The sequence below is a fragment of the Pseudomonas sp. NFACC04-2 genome (genome assembly GCF_900119265.1).
In the GTDB taxonomy this organism is placed as follows: Bacteria; Pseudomonadota; Gammaproteobacteria; order Pseudomonadales; family Pseudomonadaceae; genus Aquipseudomonas; species Aquipseudomonas fluorescens_AA.
On the sequence record NZ_FPJC01000002.1, the window covers coordinates 332,030 to 346,399 of the forward strand.

15 protein-coding genes are annotated in these 14,370 nt (G+C 60.9%); 5 read left to right on the forward strand and 10 right to left on the reverse strand.

Annotated features, from left to right (window positions below; genetic code table 11):
• Positions 1 to 29 precede the first annotated feature (29 nt).
• Both BT125_RS03725 and BT125_RS03730 read right to left on the reverse strand, forming a co-directional pair.
• Positions 30 to 989: a sugar ABC transporter substrate-binding protein gene (locus BT125_RS03725; RefSeq protein ID WP_072405220.1), complete on the reverse strand. Its 960-nt coding sequence runs from the start codon at positions 987 to 989 to the stop codon at positions 30 to 32.
• A 133-nt stretch (positions 990 to 1,122) separates the two neighbouring features.
• Positions 1,123 to 1,575: a hypothetical protein gene (locus BT125_RS03730; protein ID WP_072405221.1), complete on the reverse strand. Its 453-nt coding sequence runs from the start codon at positions 1,573 to 1,575 to the stop codon at positions 1,123 to 1,125.
• 206 nt (positions 1,576 to 1,781) lie between these two features.
• On the opposite strand from BT125_RS03730, the gene BT125_RS03735 reads away from it, so the two are divergent.
• Both BT125_RS03735 and BT125_RS03740 read left to right on the forward strand, forming a co-directional pair.
• Positions 1,782 to 2,081: a DUF1654 domain-containing protein gene (locus BT125_RS03735; RefSeq protein WP_072405222.1), complete on the forward strand. Its 300-nt coding sequence runs from the start codon at positions 1,782 to 1,784 to the stop codon at positions 2,079 to 2,081.
• A gap of 5 nt (positions 2,082 to 2,086) precedes the next feature.
• Positions 2,087 to 2,776, forward strand: a complete 690-nt coding sequence (locus BT125_RS03740) for an endonuclease (protein WP_072405223.1) — start codon at positions 2,087 to 2,089, stop codon at positions 2,774 to 2,776.
• Positions 2,777 to 2,933: 157 nt separating this feature from the next.
• On the opposite strand, the gene BT125_RS03745 is transcribed toward BT125_RS03740, so the two are convergent.
• A complete protein-coding gene (locus tag BT125_RS03745) occupies positions 2,934 to 3,299 on the reverse strand; it encodes a penicillin-binding protein activator LpoB (protein ID WP_072405224.1) in 366 nt (121 codons plus the stop codon).
• A 247-nt stretch (positions 3,300 to 3,546) separates the two neighbouring features.
• Between BT125_RS03745 and csrA the strand changes: the two genes are divergently transcribed.
• Complete coding sequence (gene csrA / locus BT125_RS03750) at positions 3,547 to 3,741, forward strand: carbon storage regulator CsrA (RefSeq protein ID WP_003179932.1); 195 nt, start codon at positions 3,547 to 3,549, stop codon at positions 3,739 to 3,741.
• Positions 3,742 to 3,934: 193 nt separating this feature from the next.
• Here the strand turns inward: csrA and BT125_RS03755 are convergent, their stop codons facing one another.
• The 3 genes from BT125_RS03755 to BT125_RS03765 all read right to left on the reverse strand — a co-directional run bounded on the left by BT125_RS03755 (position 3,935) and on the right by BT125_RS03765 (position 7,842).
• Positions 3,935 to 4,390: a DUF2214 family protein gene (locus BT125_RS03755; protein WP_072405225.1), complete on the reverse strand. Its 456-nt coding sequence runs from the start codon at positions 4,388 to 4,390 to the stop codon at positions 3,935 to 3,937.
• Between the two features lie 348 nt (positions 4,391 to 4,738).
• Entirely contained in the window at positions 4,739 to 6,121 is a 1,383-nt protein-coding gene (gene cysS, locus BT125_RS03760; RefSeq protein ID WP_072405226.1) for a cysteine--tRNA ligase, read from the reverse strand.
• Between the two features lie 20 nt (positions 6,122 to 6,141).
• Entirely contained in the window at positions 6,142 to 7,842 is a 1,701-nt protein-coding gene (locus BT125_RS03765) for a glutamine--tRNA ligase/YqeY domain fusion protein (protein WP_072405227.1), read from the reverse strand.
• Between the two features lie 249 nt (positions 7,843 to 8,091).
• On the opposite strand from BT125_RS03765, the gene BT125_RS03770 reads away from it, so the two are divergent.
• Both BT125_RS03770 and BT125_RS03775 read left to right on the forward strand, forming a co-directional pair.
• A complete protein-coding gene (locus BT125_RS03770) occupies positions 8,092 to 8,595 on the forward strand; it encodes a peptidylprolyl isomerase (RefSeq protein WP_072405388.1) in 504 nt (167 codons plus the stop codon).
• Positions 8,592 to 9,359, forward strand: coding sequence for a UDP-2,3-diacylglucosamine diphosphatase (locus BT125_RS03775; RefSeq protein WP_072405228.1), 768 nt, complete (start codon positions 8,592 to 8,594; stop codon positions 9,357 to 9,359). Before BT125_RS03770 ends, BT125_RS03775 begins: the two co-directional genes overlap by 4 nt.
• 120 nt (positions 9,360 to 9,479) lie before the next feature.
• Here BT125_RS03775 and BT125_RS03780 read toward each other — a convergent pair whose 3' ends face one another.
• The 4 genes from BT125_RS03780 to BT125_RS03795 form a co-directional block, all read right to left on the reverse strand.
• Entirely contained in the window at positions 9,480 to 11,009 is a 1,530-nt protein-coding gene (locus BT125_RS03780; RefSeq protein ID WP_072405229.1) for a DHA2 family efflux MFS transporter permease subunit, read from the reverse strand.
• A 174-nt stretch (positions 11,010 to 11,183) separates the two neighbouring features.
• Positions 11,184 to 12,383 carry an HlyD/EmrA/EmrK family protein gene (locus BT125_RS03785; protein ID WP_072405230.1) on the reverse strand — a complete coding sequence of 400 codons (1,200 nt, stop codon included), beginning with the start codon at positions 12,381 to 12,383 and terminating at the stop codon, positions 11,184 to 11,186.
• Positions 12,384 to 12,398: 15 nt separating this feature from the next.
• Positions 12,399 to 13,868, reverse strand: a complete 1,470-nt coding sequence (locus BT125_RS03790) for an efflux transporter outer membrane subunit (RefSeq protein ID WP_072405231.1) — start codon at positions 13,866 to 13,868, stop codon at positions 12,399 to 12,401.
• On the reverse strand, positions 13,865 to 14,338 hold the full coding sequence (locus BT125_RS03795) for a MarR family winged helix-turn-helix transcriptional regulator (protein ID WP_072405232.1): 474 nt from the start codon (positions 14,336 to 14,338) through the stop codon (positions 13,865 to 13,867). The genes BT125_RS03790 and BT125_RS03795 overlap by 4 nt, the downstream gene beginning before the upstream one ends.
• Between the last annotated feature and the right edge of the window lie 32 nt (positions 14,339 to 14,370).

Sequence of the window (14,370 nt, forward strand, 5' to 3'; positions counted from 1 at the left end):
GGTGGGCGAGCACCGTTGTGTCGCCAGGATTACGGCTTGGTCACCAGCTCGACCGGAGTTTCGATAACGCCGTTGGTACCGCTGTCGACTTTTTCGCCCTTGAGCATCTTCAGCGCTGTTTCGATGCCGAACACGGCCTGCTTGGCGGCGAACTGGTCGGCGGTCGCCAGGACACGACCGTCCTTGAGCATTGGCTTGATGGCGTTGATGTTGTCGTAGCCGACCACCTGCACTTTGCCCGCCTTGCCCGCCGCGCGCACGGCCGATACGGCACCGACCGCCATGCTGTCGTTACCGGCCAGCAGTGCCTTGATGTTCGGGTATTCGCTGAGCATCGACGCGGCAACCTGGTTGCCCTTGTTGATTTCCCAGTCGCCGGATTGCAGGGACACGACCTTGACCTGCGCCGCCTCCATCGCATCCTTGAAGCCCGCAGTGCGTGCCTGGGCGTTGGTGGTGGTGGAGACACCCTCGATGATGCCGACTTCGTCACCGGCCTTGAGTTGCTTGGCCAGGTACTCGCCCACCAGCCGCGCGCCCTTGCGGTTGTCAGGACCTACGAACGGCACGTTGATGTTCTTGCTCTTGACCACGGCCGGATCGAGCTGATTATCGATGTTGATGACCGTGATGCCGGCATCCACGGCTTTCTTGATCACCGGCACCATGGCCTTGGAATCCGCTGGCGCGATGATCAGGGCATCGACCTTGGACACGATCATCTGCTCGACGATGCGGATCTGGTTGGCGGTGTCGGTTTCATCCTTAATCCCGTTGGAGATCAGATCGAAATCGGCGGAGTGTTCCTTCTGATAGGCCTTGGCGCCGTCTTCCATGGTCAGGAAGAATTCGTTGGCCAGGGATTTCATGACCAAGGCAACCTTGGGTTTTTCTGCGGTCTGGGCGAATGCCGAGGAGAGAGGCAACACAGCGGATGCGGCCGCGAGCATGGCAACAGCGAGAAGGCGTCCAGCGAATGGCAACTTCATGGGTTCACTCCGATCTTATGATTATTGTGAGCAAATCAATGCACGGAACGCCGCGCAAACGTTTGCGTGAAGTGAACTATGGTAAGGCTTCGCAGATTTGTCAACGTTGCGGCTTGATCCGCAACGTCGAAGTTCAGACCGTCGTATTGACCACCGAACCCGAACCGGCGCCCTTGGCCAGCTCCGTGACCAGGCGACCGGTGACTTCCAGCAAAGCGCCACTGGTGTCGGCGATCTGCCCTTGGATGGCCATGACCGCCGAAGCCTTGGCTTCTTCCGTTGCATAGTCGCGCGCCTCTGCAGCGGCCAGTTGCTGTTGCTGCTCCCTGAGCTGCTGCTGAAGCTCTTGCATCCGCTTGAGCAGCACCTGGACCGCCACGCTCTGGGTGCTACCGGCCTCCTGCGCCTGGTCGGTTGCTTCAGCGCCAGCGCCCATGCCCGTGCGGACCTTGCCCGAGGCTTGCGTTGTACCCAGGGCCTCATCGGCGGCCTGAGCTTCTGCCTCGCTCAAAGCTTTCAGGGTGGCTGCGGATTTTCCGCCGATGGTCACCGCTGCCGCATTGGGAAAGCCGATGGAAAACGACATATCAAAACTCCATGAAGGGGGATTCCTAGGTAAGGACATCGCCCGCCGAAGCAATTTCTTTAGCGCCCGCTGAAATCAGTCAATAGCTTCGCTCCCCTGAACGGCTGACACCTGTTGACGCAAGCCGATAAAAAATTCCTTTCTCCTACACTAAAACGAAAAAAGTGCTGTCAGACGATCTTCTTGAATTTTAAGTAGTTGCGTAAATGCCTACGGTTAAATACTGTATACCCGTACAGCTTAATAAGGATAATCCTGTGGCCACCCCCTCCGCTGCAACTACTCCCTTAGATTCCTATACACGACTCGGCCTTCGGGTCTCGAAAATCATCAACGCTCCCACTGCGCAAAAAGCCAAGGCCGCGCTGATCTTCCGCCTGCCCGACGAGCCGGTGGATGAGTGGGAACGTCTTCTGGAAGAAATCGACGAGAACGACAACGTGACCCTCGCCTATCGCGACGACGGTGGCGTACAGGTTTTCTGGGTTGTGCCGAAGGAAGATTGAGCCTGATGAGTGTTCGCTGTTTAGCTTTTTTGCTTGTGTTCATCGCCATGGGCGCACAGGCCGGTGCCCCGCGCACCTTCAACGAAGCCAAGAAAATCGCCTGGAAGCTCTACGCCCCGCAATCCACCGAGTTCTACTGTGGCTGCAAATACACCGGCAATCGCGTGAACCTGGCCGCCTGCGGTTATGTCCCGCGCAAAAATGCCAGCCGTGCCGCCCGCATCGAGTGGGAGCATATCGTTCCGGCGTGGCAGATCGGCCATCAGCGTCAATGCTGGCAACAAGGCGGTCGCAAGAACTGCACCCGCTATGATCCAGTCTATCAACGGGCCGAGGCCGACCTGCACAACCTGGTGCCGAGCATCGGGGAAGTGAATGGCGATCGCAGCAATTTCAGTTTCGGCTGGCTGCCGGAGCAAAAGGGCCAATACGGCTCATGCCTGACCCAGGTGGATTTCAAGGCCAAGAAGGTCATGCCTCGCCCTTCCATCCGGGGGATGATCGCCCGGACCTATTTCTACATGAGCAAGCAATATGGCCTGCGCCTGTCGAAACAGGACCGGCGCCTGTATGAAGCCTGGGACAAGACCTACCCGGTCGAAAGCTGGGAACGTCAGCGCAACCAGAGCGTGGCATGCGTCATGGGACGTGGGAACGAGTTCGTGGGCCCGGTGGACATGAAGGCCTGCGGTTGACCTCGCACTTGTGAACAGCACAAAACAAACTGTGGGAGCGAGCTTGTTCGCGATAGCGTTGAATCAGCCAGCATTGATCTTGACTGACATGCCCCTATCGCGAGCAAGCTCGCTCCCACAGGTTTTGTGGCTTGGCTGACTTTTTTGGGCTGCCCGATTATTGGGCCGTCGGGTAATCCACCACCAACGTCTCGATGTTGCGTTTCTTCGCACGGACCAGGGCGGCCGTGACCTGCTCCTGCTTGGCCTTGGCTTCTGCCTCGGAATTCAAAGGGCCGACCAGGACGCGTTCCTTGCCGTTTTCCCGCACCACCGTTGACATGAAGCTGTGCTCGATGAGCCAACCGGTCAGGTCGCTGACAGCCTGCGGCGTCTGGCCACGAACCTCGACGGCCCACTGCGGCGCGGCGGCGACGGCCGGTGCGGAGGTCGCGGCGGGTTTCGGCTTCGGTGCTTCGACATCCCGTCCTTCACCGCACCCTGCCAGCACCCATACCGCGATAACCCAAGCCAATTTACGCACAACGTTTCCCCCGGAAGACATGAGGCATGGATTTTAGCATCCGTGCCCGTCAAGATCGCCGCAAACAATGCTCAAAACACGAGAATCCTGCCCGGCGTCTCTGTATAGTCGCACCCTGGGAATTAATGCTGCATCTGCACGTCAGAAAGAGGCACCCACATTGTGACACTTAGCACTAATCTATAAGCAGTACCGACATCTGCACTGTCTGAATCAGGTGCCCTATAAAGCAATCAAGGAGAACACCATGCTGATACTCACCCGCAAAGTCGGTGAAAGCATAAACATTGGTGACGACATCACGATCACCATTCTGGGCGTTAGCGGCCAACAAGTACGGATTGGCATCAACGCCCCGAAAAACGTTGCGGTGCATCGTGAAGAGATCTATCAGCGTATTCAGGCCGGCCTTACCGCCCCTGACAAGCCGCAAACTCCCTGAACATTGCAGCAGTCCGCAGCCAGCCCGTTTGCATCGTCGCAATGGCTGGCTAAAGATTCTGGCCGACTGCGCCGCACCCTGCCCCACCCCGCCTTCTTTCGCCCCGTCTGTGAATCGATACTAATGGCATGGCGCTTGGCATGGCTGTCAGACGTTTCGTTTTAATGATGACGAAGCAGGCGTTCGCGGCCGGTCAGCCCAGGCCCACGCCGCGCGCCATGCCTGTGGCGGCGACGACCATCAAGATCAGCAACAAGGCTTCGATGTGGCTGATTCGTGCGAGGCGGCCGGCTTTCGAAGGATCGATCGCCCCCCCTTTGCCCAGTGCCATCCGCCATTTGATCAGGGCGATCATCGGTACGATCTCTAGCAGCAGAATCAGCAGCAGCAACGTCATCTTCAAGTGAAAAAGCGGTTGGTGCAGGTAATAGTCCGTGCTTTTTTCGTACCCGCCAAAAGCGCGCATCCCACCGGTCACCAGCAGCACCAGCGCCGACAAGCCCCACAGGTTGTCAGCCACCAAGACACCCCGGACCGCGTCCACACCGCCCGCCAGGCGCCGCAACGCCGTGCCGCGGGTCAGCACCGCCCAGAACCCGAGGGCGAACGCCAGCAGATGAATTGCCGCAAGCGACCAATGAGCCAACATGAAAGACTCCTGACAGTGGGAACGTCGAATCGACCTGACAGTACTAGCTCATAAAGGAATGATTGCCAGGCTGAGCACAAAAAAATTGTGGGATTTTCAATGTATGCGATGCCTGTGGACCGCTCAAAAAACTGTGGGGGCGGGCTTGCTCGCGATGGCAATCTTTCATTCAACATTATCGTTGACTGATCCGACGCTATCGCGAGCAAGCTCGCTCCCACAATTGGATGAACGCCACCGGCCCTGTGGGAGCGGGCTTGCCCGCGAAGACGGCGGCTTATTCAACATCTCAGTGACAGAGACACCGCTTTCGCGAGCAAGCCCGCTCCCACATAGACCGGCGTGGACTCAATCCGCCAATCGCCAGGTCGTACCGCCCTTCCCGTCTTCGAGCACCACGCCCATGGCGGTGAGCTGGTCGCGGATGCGGTCGGATTCGGCCCAATCCTTGTTGGCCCGCGCAGCCAGGCGTGCCTGGATCAATGCTTCCACCTCGGCAGCGTCCACACGGCCTTCGGCACCGGCCTGCAGGAAGTCATCGGCTTCGAGCTGCAACACACCCAGCACGCTGGCCAGTTCTTTCAAGCGGGCCGCCAGGCCAGCCGCGGCATTGAGATCGCTCTCACGCAGGCGGTTGATCTCGCGCACCATCTCGAACAGCACCGCGCAGGCTTCCGGCGTACCGAAGTCGTCGTTCATCACTTCGGTGAAACGCGCCACGAACCCTTCGCCACCGGCAGGCGGCACGGCGGGCAGGCCCTTCAACGCATGATAGAAACGCTCCAGGGCACCCTTGGCGTCCTTGAGATTGTCTTCCGAGTAGTTGATGGCGCTGCGATAGTGGCTCGACACCAGCAGGTAACGCACGACTTCCGGGTGATACTTGTCGAGCACGTCACGGATGGTGAAGAAGTTGTTCAAGGACTTGGACATCTTCTCGCCGTTGATCCGGATCATGCCGCAATGCATCCAGGCATTGGCGTAGGTCTTGCCGGTGGCCGCTTCGCTCTGGGCGATTTCGTTTTCGTGGTGCGGGAACTCCAGGTCGCTGCCGCCGCCATGAATGTCGAAGGTCTCGCCCAGGCAGCAGGTGGACATCACCGAGCATTCGATGTGCCAGCCCGGACGCCCGGCGCCCCATGGCGACTCCCAGCTCGGCTCGCCCGGCTTGGCCGCCTTCCACAGCACGAAGTCCAACGGGTCCTGTTTCGACTCGTCGACTTCAATGCGCGCGCCGATGCGCAGGTCTTCGATCTTCTTGCGCGACAGCTTGCCGTAGCCCATGAACTTGGCGACGCGGTAGTACACGTCGCCATTGCCCGGTGCGTAGGCGTAGCCCTTGTCGATCAAGGTCTGGATCATCGCGTGCATGCCCGGAATGTGGTCGGTGGCACGCGGCTCCATGTCCGGCTTCTTGATATTCAGGCGCGCTTCATCTTCGTGCATCGCGGCAATCATGCGCTCGGTCAACGCTTCGAACGACTCGCCGTTCTCGTTGGCGCGGTTGATGATCTTGTCGTCGATGTCAGTGATGTTGCGCACGTAGGTCAGGTCATAACCGCTGAAACGCAGCCAGCGGGTCACCAGGTCGAAGGCGACCATGCTGCGACCATGGCCGAGGTGGCAGTAGTCGTACACGGTCATCCCGCAGACGTACATGCGCACCTTGTTGCCATCCAGCGGCTTGAAGACTTCTTTGCTCTTGGTGAGCGTGTTGTAGATCGTAAGCACGGTGTTTCCTTAAGACTTGATCACTGGCCCCACGAATCACGCAGGGTCACGGTACGGTTGAATACCGGCTGGCCTGGTTTCGAGTCCTTGATATCCGCGACGAAGTAGCCTTCGCGCTCGAACTGGAAACGGTCTTCCGGCTGTGCATTGCCCAGCGAGGGTTCAGCACGACAACCGGTCAGCACTTGCAGTGAGTCAGGGTTGATGTTGTCCAGGAAACTCGCGCTGTCTTCGGCCTTCTCCGGGTTCGGAGAGCGGAACAGGCGATCGTACAGACGCACTTCGCACTCGACGCTGGCAGCGGCCGGCACCCAGTGGATCACGCCCTTGACCTTGCGGCCTTCAGGGTTCTTGCCCAGGGTGTCCGGATCGTACGAGCAACGCAGCTCGACGATGTTGCCATCGGCGTCCTTGATCGCTTCGTCGGCACGGATCACGTAGCTGCCGCGCAGACGCACTTCGCCGTTCGGCTCCAGGCGCTTGTAGCCTTTTGGTGGCTCTTCCATGAAGTCATCGCGGTCGATGTAGATTTCACGGGCGAACGGCAGTTTGCGCACGCCGAGCTCTTCTTTTTGTGGATGACGCAGCAGTTCGAGGCTTTCGACCTGGTCTTGCGGGTAGTTGGTGATCACGACCTTCAACGGACGCAACACGCACATGGCACGCGGGGCATTCGCGTCCAGATCCTGACGGATGCTGAACTCGAGCATGCCGAAATCGACCACACCGTCGGAACGGTTGGTGCCGATCATCTCGCAGAAGTTGCGGATCGACGCCGGCGTGTAGCCACGACGGCGGAAGCCCGACAGCGTCGACATGCGCGGGTCGTCCCAACCGTTGACGTGCTTCTCGTCCACCAGTTGCTTGAGCTTGCGCTTGCTGGTGATGGTGTAGTTCAGGTTCAAGCGGCTGAATTCGTACTGGCGCGGGGTGGCCGGCACGGGCAGGTGCTCGAGGAACCACTCATACAACGGACGATGGCTTTCGAACTCCAGGGTGCAGATCGAGTGGGTGATGCCCTCGATGGCGTCCGACTGACCGTGAGTGAAGTCATAGTTGGGGTAGATGCACCACTTGTCGCCGGTCTGGTGGTGATGGGCGTGACGGATGCGGTACATGATCGGGTCGCGCAGGTTCATGTTCGGCGAGGCCATGTCGATCTTGGCGCGCAGCACCCGTGCGCCGTCCGGGAACTCGCCGGCGCGCATGCGGGCGAACAGGTCCAGGTTCTCTTCGACGCTGCGCTCACGGAACGGGCTGTTCTTGCCCGGCTCGGTCAGGCTGCCGCGGTACTCCTTGGCCTGCTCGGGGGTCAGGTCGCACACGTAGGCGTTGCCGGACTTGATCAGTTCCACCGCCCAGTCGTGCAACTGGTCGAAATATTGCGAGGCGTAGCGCACCTCACCGGACCATTCGAAACCCAGCCACTTGACGTCGCTTTCGATCGCGTCGATGTATTCCTGGTCTTCCTTGGCCGGGTTGGTGTCGTCGAAACGCAGGTGCGTGACGCCGCCGAACTCCTGGGCCAGACCGAAATTCACGCAGATCGACTTGGCATGGCCGATGTGCAGGTAGCCGTTGGGCTCCGGCGGGAAACGAGTGACGATCTGTGTGTGCTTACCCGAGTCCAGGTCCGCCTGGATGATCGGGCGCAGGAAATTGACCGGCACGGCCGGGCCGGTCTTGGAATTCGAGGTAGGGTCGACAGTGGGCTTGCTCATAGGATCCTTGAACAGACAAGTGCGCGGCCGGGTGCGGCCTGATAAATCAAAGCCCGTATCATAGCCGATGCTGTCAAGTACCTGACAGGCCAGGCCGGCAAACGATTGAATTTAATCGACGGCCAGATGAAAAACAGCCTCGAAATTCGTGCCCGGCACGCTAAACTGCCCAACCTGGCCGATTGCAGCCAGACCGGTTGCGGGCGTTTGTGCCCCGAAACCCACGAATTCCTTGAAAGAGTACCGACCATGAGCAAAGTCAAACTGACCACCAACTTCGGTGACATCGTTCTGCAACTGAACGCCGAGAAAGCGCCGCTGACCGTGGCCAACTTCATCGAATACGTCAACGCCGGCCACTACGAAAACACCGTGTTCCACCGCGTCATCGGCAACTTCATGATCCAGGGCGGCGGCTTCGAACCGGGCATGAAGGAAAAGAAAGACAAGCGCCCGAGCATCCAGAACGAAGCCGACAATGGCCTGCCGAACAAAAAGTACAGCGTTGCCATGGCCCGTACCATGGAGCCGCATTCGGCCTCCGCGCAGTTCTTCATCAACGTGGCCGACAACAGCTTCCTGAACCACAGCGCCAAGACCGTACAGGGCTGGGGCTATGCGGTGTTCGGTGAAGTGATCGAAGGCACCGACGTGGTCGACAAGATCAAGGGCGTCGCCACCACTTCCAAGGCTGGCCACCAGGACGTCCCGGCAGACGACGTGATCATCGAGAAAGCCGAGATCATTGAGTGATATTGCTGATTTCAGACTTGCATCTGGAAAAGGAGCGCCCGGACATCACCCGGGCGTTTCTGGATTTACTCGCCACACGCGCCCGCTCGGCGCAAGCGTTGTACATCCTCGGCGACTTTTTCGAAGCCTGGATCGGCGACGATGCCATGACGCCGTTCCAGCGTTCCATCTGCCAGGCCCTGCGCGAATTGAGCGACAGCGGCACGGCCATCTTCCTGATGCACGGCAATCGCGACTTCATGCTGGGGCAGGCCTTTTGCAAAGCGGCCGGCTGCACCCTGCTCAAGGACCCGAGTGTCGTGCAGCTCAATGGCGAGCCGGTGCTGCTGATGCATGGCGACAGCCTCTGCACCCGCGACGAAGGCTACATGAAGCTGCGGCGTTGGCTGCGCAACCCGGTCACGCTGTTCATTCTGCGTCACCTGCCGCTGGGCAGCCGCCAGAAACTGGCGCGCAAACTGCGCAGCGAAAGCCGCACGCAGACCCGCATGAAAGCCAATGACATCGTCGACGTCACGCCCGAAGAGATCCCACGGATCATGCAGCAATACGGCGTGAAGACCCTGGTCCACGGCCACACCCACCGCCCCGCCATTCACAAGCTGCAACTGGGCGAACACGCCGCCCGGCGCATCGTGCTGGGGGACTGGGACAAGCAAGGCTGGGCCTTGCAGGTGGATGAGCAGGGGTTTGCATTGGCGCCGTTTGGGTTCGCCCCGCCGCCGCTGTTATCAGCGCCCGAGACACCACCCAGCCCAACCTGAATCCCCCTGTGGGAGCGAGCTTGCTCGCGATGGCGGTGTTTCAGTCAACATATAAAGTTGACTGTCATGCCGCCATCGCGAGCAAGCTCGCTCCCACATTGAATTGTATTGACCTTTGGATCAGTGCCCTGCCGATGCAGGCCCTGCCTTCGCCGCAAACGGCGGCTTGGCCAGCCACACCAGCAGGATCAAGCCCATGAACGCCCACCCCAGCAACGTGAAGTAATCCACGGTGGAGAGCATGTACGCCTGGCTGTTGAGAACCTGCTCGAGCCGGGCATAGGCCGGGGCGCTCGCACCTCCAAGCTGGTTGAGCGCCTCGCGGGTGGCCGGCTCGAAAGTGCTGATGCTTTCGCTCAGATAGGCGTGATGCTGGTCGGCCCGGCGGATCCAGATCCAGGTGGTCAACGATGCGGCAAAGCTGCCGCCCAGGGTTCGCAGGAACGTCGCCAGCCCCGCGCCGTCGGCAATCTGATGCGGCGGCAGGTCCGACATCAGGATGCTCAGGGTCGGCATGAAGAACAGCGCCACGCCGATGCCCATGAACAACTGCACCAAGGCAATGTGCTGGAAATCCACCTCGTTGGTGAAGCCGGCGCGCATGAAGCAGCTCAGACCGATGGCCAGGAACGCCAGCCCCGCCAGCAAGCGCAGGTCGAACTTGTGGGCGTACTTGCCGACGAAGGGCGACATCAACACCGGCAGGATGCCGATGGGCGCCACCGCCAGTCCGGCCCAGGTGGCGGTGTAGCCCATCTGGGTCTGCAACCACTGGGGCAGGATCAGGTTGATGCCGAAGAACCCTGCGTAGCCCCCTACCAACACGATGGTACCGATGCGGAAGTTGCGATAGGCGAACAGCCGAAGATTGACCACCGGGTGCCGGTCGGTCATCTCCCAGATCACGAATACCGCCAGGGCAATGACCGAAATCACGGCGCCCATGATGATGAAGTTCGACTCGAACCAGTCCAGGTCGTTGCCCTTGTCGAGAATCACCTGGAGCGCGCCGACACCGATGATCAGCGTGATCAACCCCACATAGTCCATCGGCTGATGGCTGGTGACCACCGGCCGTGCCTTGAGCTGCTGGCGCACCACCATCACCGCGAAGATGCCGATGGGCACGTTGATGAAGAAGATCCACGGCCAGCTATAACTGTCAGTGATCCAGCCGCCGAGGATCGGCCCGGCAATCGGCGCCACCACCGTGACCATCGCCAGCAACGCCAGGGCCATGCCGCGCCTGGCCGGCGGGTAGACGGCAATCAGCAAGGTCTGGGTCATCGGGTACAACGGCCCGGCCACCAACCCCTGGATCACCCGAAAGCCAATCAGCTCCGGCATCGAGGTGGAAATGCCACACAAGAATGAAGCGAGCACGAACAGCATCGTCGCCCACAAAAACAGCTTCACCTCGCCAAACCGACGGCTGAGCCAGCCGGTGAGCGGCAGGGCGATGGCGTTGCTCACCGCGAACGAGGTGATCACCCAGGTGCCCTGCTCCGAGCTGACGCCCAGGTTGCCGGAAATGGTCGGCAAGGCGACGTTGGCGATGGTGGTGTCGAGCACTTGCATGAACGTCGCCAGCGACAGCCCGATGGTACTGAGCAACAGGCTGGGCGGCGTGAAGGACGCGTTATTGCTCATTGCGAAATCCTATGAAACAGAGGTGGCGAAATCGTTTAGGTCAGGACACAAACCCTGTGGGAGCGGGCTTGCTCGCGAAGACGATTCCACGTTCAACATCTGTATTGACTGATACTGCGCATTCGCGAGCAAGCCCGCTCCCACAGGGTTCCAGAGGCCGGCCTGCGACAGTGCTCAGCGCTGCGCGGTTTTGCTCGCCGCGGAACTGTTGTCGTGGATCAGGCGGGTGATCATCGCGTCGGCGTCGGCCAGTTGCCGGTCGTAGACCTGGGTGCTGAACGAGGCTTTCTGCGGTGGCTGTTGGGCCAACACCGGGCCGCTCTGGTCGTGCAGGTTGACACTGACCTGGGTCGACAGGCCGACTCGCAGCGGATGCTTGGCCAGTTCTTCGGCGTTGACATGAATGCGCACTGGCACCCGTTGGACGATCTTGATCCAGTTACCGGTGGCGTTCTGCGCCGGCAGCAAGGCAAACGCACTGCCGGTCCCGGCGCCCAGGCTGTCGATGGTGCCGCTGTACTTCACATCGCTGCCGTACAGGTCGGCTTCGATGTCCACCGGCTGGCCGATGCGCATGTCGCGCAGTTGGGTTTCCTTGAAGTTGGCATCGATCCACAACTGATCCAGCGGGATCACTGCCATCAACGCCGTGCCCGGCTGCACCCGCTGCCCCAGTTGCACGGTGCGCTTGGCCACATAGCCGGTGACCGGCGCGATCAAGGTACTGCGGGCGTTGGTCAGGAAGGCCTGGCGCAATTGCGCGGCTGCAGCTTGCACGTCGGGATGAGACGACACCACGGTATCGTCCACCAAGGCGCTGGTGGTCTTGAGTTGTTGCCGGGCATTGGCCAAGGCATTCTGCGCCGAGGTCAGGTCATCCCGGGCGTGGGACAGCTCTTCCTGGGAAATCGCCCCGCCGGCCGCCAGGTTCTTGCGTCGGCTGTAGTTTTCCTGGGCCTTCTGTACTTCGGCCTCTTGGGCATTGACCTGCGCCCGCATGCCATCGACGTTGCTGTACAAGCCACGCACCTGGCGCACGGTCCGGGCCAGGTTGGCCTGGGCACTTTGCAGCGCGACTTCGGCGTCGTTCGGGTCGAACTGCACCAGCACCTGGCCTTCACGCACCAGGTCGCCATCATCTGCACCGATGCTCACCACAGTGCCGGTGACCAGCGGCGTGATCTCCACCACGTTGCCGTTCACATAGGCGTCGTCGGTGCTTTCGCTCCAGCGGCCATACAGTTCATGCCAGCCCCACACACCCAGGCCCGCGAGAATGACGATCAGCGCCAGTGCCACCAACATCACCTTGCGCTTGCGTGGGTTGCCGCTGTCTTGTGTATGTTCGGATTGAGTCGTTTCGGCAGTCGCCATGACAAGTACCTCGAATCAGTGGGTCGGCGTGGCAGGGGTCGGCGTGGCCGCCGCCAGGGTCTGGGCTTCGAAACCACCGCCCAGGGCCTGCATCAGTTGAATCGACAAATCGATCTGCTCGGCATTCAGGTTCGCCAGTTGGCGCTGGGCCTGGAGCAATTGCTGCTCAATGCTCAGCACGTCCAGGTAATTACCGATGCCCGAGCCGTAGCGCTGGACCACGGTGTCGTAAGAGTTCTGTGCGATGTCGGTGGCATGTTGCTGGGCACCGATCTGGCGAGCGATGTCGCGCAACTGGTTGATGGTGTCGCTGACATCGCCAAGGGCCGTGACCAGGCTCTTGTTGTACTGCGCCACCGCCAAGTCGTAATCGGCGTCCCGGGCATCCAGATCCGCCCGCAGGCGGCCACCGTCGAAGATCGGCAACGACACGGTTGGCGCCACATTGAAGAAGCGGCTGGGCGAACCGAACATCGCATCGCCGAGCAATGACTGCACCCCTGCCGCCGCGCTCAGGTTGAGGTTGGGATAGAAGTTGGTCTTGCCGGCCTCGATGTTCTTGCTGGCCGCCTCGACCCGCCAGCGCGCCGCGACCAGGTCCGGACGACGGCCCAGCAACTCGGCCGGGAGGTTCGACGGCAAGGCGACCGCGCTGGCTTGCAGCACGTTGGGCCGGGCGATTTCATTGCCGCGATCCGGCCCCTTGCCCAGCAACACCGCCAGGGCGATCTTGGCGCTTTGCAGGCGTTTTTCTGCGTCGATCAAGGTCGCATCGGCGCTGGCTTCCAGGCTTTCGGTCTGCTGGAACTGGTACTCGCTGTCGATCCCGGCGCTGAGGCGGCGCTTGCCCAGGTCGAGCATCTGCCGGGTGCGCTTGAGGTCTTCGGCGGCCAGGTCATGAATGATGTGTGCCTGGCCCAGGTCGCTGTAGGCCCGGGCCACATCGGCGGCCAGGGTCAGTTGCGCGGCCTGGCGATCGATCTCGGCGGCGCGGGCCTGACCCAGTGCGGCTTCCCAGGCGGCACGCTGACCACCCCAGAGGTCGAAGTTGTAGTTGAAGTCCACACTCAGCGAACGCAGGGTGCTGTACGCCCCGCCCTGCCCTTGCGGATCCTGGTCACGGGCCAGACGCGAACGGCTGACGCTGCCACTGGCATCCAGGGTCGGCAGGCGCGCCGCATTGGCGGCATAGGCCGCGGCACTGGCCTGGTGGACCCGGGCGCTGGCGACCTGCATGTCCGGGCTGTCGCGCAGGGCTTCACGGATCAGGCCGTCGAGCTGCGGATCACCGAGGCTTTTCCACCAATCGTTTTTCGGCCACGCGGCTGGCGACAGCGTGACCCCGGTCAGGGACTGTCCAGCCTGTAGGCTCTTGGCCTCGAGGCTGACACCTTCGGTCTTCAGGCCGCTGTAGCTGGCACAACCGGCGAGGCTCATGGCCAACAGCACCAGACTCAAGCGGGTACGCAAGGTTTGACGTTTCATTTGTCCCCCAATCGCAACACGGTGATGGGATCACCGGCAGCGAGCAGTATTTTCTTGAGGATGTCTTCGAGGGTTTGCAGCTCCTCGCGGCTGATGGCGCCGGCCAACTGATTCATGGCGTCGGCACCAATGAACGGCAGGCGATCAGCCAGTGCCTGGCCGGCTTCGGTCAGCACCAACTGCACCTGGCGCCGGTCCTCTGCCGAGCGCTGGCGGACCAGGAAACCTTTCTGCTCCAGGCGATCGAGCATCCGTGTCATCGACCCGCTGTCCAGGGACAGGTAGCGACACAGCTCCACCGGTGTGTCGATGCCGTGCTGGGCCATGATGATCAACACCTTGAACTGGGCGGCGGTAATGCCGACGGGCTCCATGTGGGTGTCGATGATCCGGTCCTTGAGCAGCGCGGCGCGGCCGAGCAGCATGCCGAGGTGGCAATTGTGAAATTCGTCTGGGGTGAAATGCTTCATCTGAGCACCGTTTGCTGCCTAGGCAGTGAATG

What these genes read in the sequence shown, in the direction of transcription:
- BT125_RS03740 (WP_072405223.1), top strand. Translation starts at nt 2,087, where the DNA reads ATGAGTGTTCGCTGTTTAGCTTTTTTGCTTGTGTTCATCGCCATGGGC.
- BT125_RS03730 (WP_072405221.1), bottom strand. Translation starts at nt 1,575, where the DNA reads ATGTCGTTTTCCATCGGCTTTCCCAATGCGGCAGCGGTGACCATCGGC.
- BT125_RS03785 (WP_072405230.1), bottom strand. Translation starts at nt 12,383, where the DNA reads ATGGCGACTGCCGAAACGACTCAATCCGAACATACACAAGACAGCGGC.
- BT125_RS03780 (WP_072405229.1), bottom strand. Translation starts at nt 11,009, where the DNA reads ATGAGCAATAACGCGTCCTTCACGCCGCCCAGCCTGTTGCTCAGTACC.
- BT125_RS03795 (WP_072405232.1), bottom strand. Translation starts at nt 14,338, where the DNA reads ATGAAGCATTTCACCCCAGACGAATTTCACAATTGCCACCTCGGCATG.
- BT125_RS03725 (WP_072405220.1), bottom strand. Translation starts at nt 989, where the DNA reads ATGAAGTTGCCATTCGCTGGACGCCTTCTCGCTGTTGCCATGCTCGCG.
- csrA (WP_003179932.1), top strand. Translation starts at nt 3,547, where the DNA reads ATGCTGATACTCACCCGCAAAGTCGGTGAAAGCATAAACATTGGTGAC.
- BT125_RS03735 (WP_072405222.1), top strand. Translation starts at nt 1,782, where the DNA reads ATGCCTACGGTTAAATACTGTATACCCGTACAGCTTAATAAGGATAAT.
- BT125_RS03790 (WP_072405231.1), bottom strand. Translation starts at nt 13,868, where the DNA reads ATGAAACGTCAAACCTTGCGTACCCGCTTGAGTCTGGTGCTGTTGGCC.
- BT125_RS03770 (WP_072405388.1), top strand. Translation starts at nt 8,092, where the DNA reads ATGAGCAAAGTCAAACTGACCACCAACTTCGGTGACATCGTTCTGCAA.
- BT125_RS03755 (WP_072405225.1), bottom strand. Translation starts at nt 4,390, where the DNA reads ATGTTGGCTCATTGGTCGCTTGCGGCAATTCATCTGCTGGCGTTCGCC.
- BT125_RS03765 (WP_072405227.1), bottom strand. Translation starts at nt 7,842, where the DNA reads ATGAGCAAGCCCACTGTCGACCCTACCTCGAATTCCAAGACCGGCCCG.